Raw genomic sequence first — 3,631 nt, 5'->3', positions numbered from 1 at the left:
GGAGCGAGTTCACGCATCGGCGTGAAGGGCCCCGGGCGGCCCTCGGGATCCCGCAGCACCACATTCGCGGCCACGGCGTCATGACCCTCACGGAAGACAGTGGCCGTGACCTGGAAGGTCTCGCCGACGACCGCCTTCGCCGGGCGCCTGCCGCGCTCCACGGCAGGGCGGACGTCCCGGACCGGGATACGGCCGATGGCCTCGGTCGAACTCATGGGTGTCACCTCCGCCGTGCGCGAAGCCGGGCGCGTGGCCCGGCTGGGAATCCGATGGATGCCGGAAGGTCAGTGCCTTCCCGCCCTTGGCCGCCGGTCCGGCGGGGGAGCCCGTCGGCGCCGCCGCTGCACGAGGGGCCTGCCGGCCTGCTCCCGCAGGTAGGCGGCGAGTGTGGTGCGCAGATAACGTTCCGCGGCGTCCGCGGCCTCCCGGGCGCAGCGCTTTCCCATCAGTACGCACAGGGTGTAGCCCGAGTCCTCGAAGGCGGCACGTACCGAGCGGTCGGAGGGCGAGGCGAGCATCAGACGTTCCCACGCCCGGTATCGCCGCAACAGCCGGGCCACTTCGGCCTTCGCGGGTAGCAGCATGGCCCCTTCACCTTCCGACGCTCTCGACTGAGCACGCTTCCCGACGGTCGGGTGGCATCCGGGCACGGAGAGGCACGGAACCGTTACGGCGATCGAGGCTTTCACCCATGGTGCACGCACCGACACGGAGCGTCTTGTTGGCGGTTCAACTACCTCGGGTGTGCTCGTGTTGCACGAATGGCGTAGTGCCCCCACTGTGGATCTGACTCAGGAGCGATCAGTGCTCACGCTCCGTGTCCGGCACCGAGCCGGACGGCGCGAGAAAGAGCGAGAGCTTCGCCGGTGAGGAGCAAGCGACGATGAAGACCGCAGTGCCCTGCTACTACCACCTCGACGTGGAAGTCAGCCCCGAACGGGTCGGACAGGTCAGCCGCATCCTGGCCGCCCACCTCCGCCACTGGGACCTCGAGAACCTCGTGGAACCCGTCCGCAGCGGCATCGAACTGCTGCTGCGTGCGATCGACGAGCACGCCACCGACAAGAACACCTCGATCGAGATGTGGTGGAACGGCCAGCACCTCATCACCGCCGTCGGCGGCGACGACCGCGACCTCCGCCCCGACCAGGACCTGCGTGCCTGCCTGGCGCACATCGCCGCGATGAGCGACGGCTGGGGATGCTGCGCGTCGGACACCGGAAGTAAGATCATCTGGTTTTCGCAGCGCGCCCGTGCCGGCGAGCGCGTCCCCCTGGTGCCGACCGCCCCGGCCCCCAACCTCACCGAGGGGCTCAACGTGCCCCGCGAACTGCCGGTGACGGTCCTCGCCGCCTCGGCGAACGGCGCTCTCGAGGGGGCCCGGTGACCGCGCGCCGAGCCCGGAAAGGGGTGCCCGTGTGGAGCGGGCACCCCTACCCGTTGGGTGCGTCCTTCGACGGACAGGGCACCAACTTCGCCCTGTTCAGCGAGGTCGCCGAGCGCGTCGACCTGATCCTCGTCGACGACGCGGGCACCGAGACCCCCGTGCCGCTGGGCGAGGTCGACGGCTTCGTCTGGCACGGCTACCTGCCCGGGATCGGCCCGGGACAACGCTACGGTTACCGGGTGCACGGGCCGTGGGACCCCGCTCTCGGCCACCGGTGCAACCCCGCCAAGCTGCTGCTCGACCCGTACGCGCGGGCCGTCGACGGACAGATCGACAACCACGCCTCGCTCTACGAGCGCGCGCCGGACGGCCCCTCCCCGGCCGACAGCGCCGGGCACTCCATGCTCGGCGTGGTCACCGACCCGTACTTCGACTGGGGCGACGACCGCTCACCCGGGCGGACGTACGCCGACTCCGTCATCTACGAGGCCCATGTGCGGGGGCTCACCAGAACCCACCCCGGCGTGCCCCGGCGGCTGCGCGGCACCTACGCCGGCCTCGCCCACCCCGCGGTGGTCGAGCATCTGACCTCGCTGGGCGTGACCGCGGTCGAGCTGATGCCGGTGCACCAGTTCGTGCACGACGGCGTGCTCCAGGACCGCGGCCTGTCCAACTACTGGGGCTACAACACCATCGGCTTCTTCGCGCCGCACAACGCCTACGCCGCCTTCGGCAGCCGGGGGCAGCAGGTGAACGAGTTCAAGGCGATGGTGAAGGCGCTGCACGAGGCCGGACTCGAGGTCATCCTCGACGTGGTCTACAACCACACCGCCGAGGGCAACGAGCAGGGCCCCACCCTGTCCTTCCGGGGCATCGACAACGCCTCGTACTACCGCCTCGTGGACGGCGACTGGGCGCACTACTACGACACCACCGGAACCGGCAACAGCCTGCTGATGCGGCACCCCTACGTGCTGCAGCTGATCATGGACTCGCTGCGGTACTGGGTCACCGAGATGCATGTCGACGGATTCCGCTTCGACCTCGCGGCCACCCTGGCCCGGCAGTTCCACGAGGTGGACCGGCTGTCGGCGTTCTTCGACCTCATCCAGCAGGATCCCGTGATCAGCCGCGTCAAGCTGATCGCCGAGCCCTGGGACGTGGGCGAGGGCGGCTACCAGGTGGGCAACTTCCCGCCGCTGTGGTCGGAGTGGAACGGGCCCTACCGGGACGCCGTACGGGACTTCTGGCGGGCCGAGCCCGGTTCTCTCGGCGAGTTCGCCTCCCGGCTGACCGGCTCCTCCGACCTCTACGGGCACAGCAGGCGCCGGCCGCGCGCCAGCGTCAACTTCGTCACGGCGCACGACGGTTTCACGCTGCGCGACCTCGTGTCGTACAACGGCAAGCACAACGAGGCCAACGGCGAGGACAACCAGGACGGCGAGAGCGTCAACAGGTCCTGGAACTGCGGTGTCGAGGGCGAGACCGCCGACCCGGCCGTGCTGGAGCTGCGCGCACGCCAGCAGCGCAACCTGCTGGCCACGCTGCTGCTGTCGCAGGGCATCCCGATGCTCTGCCACGGCGACGAACTGGGCCGCACCCAAGGCGGCAACAACAACGCCTACTGCCAGGACGGTGAGGTCTCCTGGGTCGACTGGCGGCTCACCGAGGAGCAGCACGCCCTCGCGGACTTCACCCGGTACGTGATCGCGCTGCGCGCCGAGCACCCCGCACTGCGCCGCCGCCGGTTCTTCCACGGCGAGACGATCACCAACTCGGAGCAGCCGCTGCCCGACCTCGTCTGGCTGCGCCCGGACGCCCACGAGATGACCGACCGGGACTGGCAGCGCGCCGACGCGCACTCGGTCGGCGTGTTCCTGAACGGTGACGCCATCGCCGAACGGGACGCGTACGGACGCCCCGTGGTCGACGACTCGTTCCTGCTGCTCCTCAACGGCTACTGGGAGGCGGTGGACTTCCGTCTGCCCGACCGGACCTATGGGGAGCGCTGGACCACCCTGATCGACACGGCCGACCCCGACGGTGTCCCCGACGAGCGGGAGCACAAGGCAGGCACGCACCTCCGTGTCGAGCCCCGCAGCCTGGTCCTGCTCTCTCGCCCGTCCCGTACGCGACCGGTCCGCCCGGCGGCGGGCTCCGCCGCACCCACCGAGCGCAGCGGTGCGGGCCACTGATCAGTGGCCCGCGCTGTCCTGGGAGGCGGCGCCGGTCCAGGCGCTGGCC

Annotated in this window: 4 protein-coding genes; 2 read left to right on the top strand and 2 right to left on the bottom strand. The window is 70.4% G+C overall.

From position 1 onward, the window contains the following. Positions 1-215 (bottom strand): maltotransferase domain-containing protein (locus tag ACWC21_RS41260; RefSeq protein ID WP_450889980.1); only part of this gene is annotated, 215 nt, incomplete at its 3' end. Positions 216-284: 69 nt separating this feature from the next. Then, on the bottom strand, positions 285-584 hold the full coding sequence (locus ACWC21_RS41255; protein ID WP_450889979.1) for a DUF5133 domain-containing protein: 300 nt from the start codon (positions 582-584) through the stop codon (positions 285-287). Between the two features lie 299 nt (positions 585-883). On the opposite strand from ACWC21_RS41255, the gene ACWC21_RS41250 reads away from it, so the two are divergent. After that, entirely contained in the window at positions 884-1,387 is a 504-nt protein-coding gene (locus tag ACWC21_RS41250; RefSeq protein ID WP_450889977.1) for a pep a2, read from the top strand. Beyond that, positions 1,384-3,582 (top strand): glycogen debranching protein GlgX, encoded by a 2,199-nt coding sequence (glgX, locus tag ACWC21_RS41245; protein WP_450889975.1) that lies wholly within the window; start codon positions 1,384-1,386, stop codon positions 3,580-3,582. Before ACWC21_RS41250 ends, glgX begins: the two co-directional genes overlap by 4 nt. The last annotated feature ends 49 nt before the right edge of the window (positions 3,583-3,631 follow it).

Source organism: Streptomyces sp. NPDC001348, from assembly GCF_053597535.1.
The sequence above is the reverse complement of the archived record's forward strand: the minus strand, read 5'-3'. Positions and strand labels throughout refer to the sequence as shown.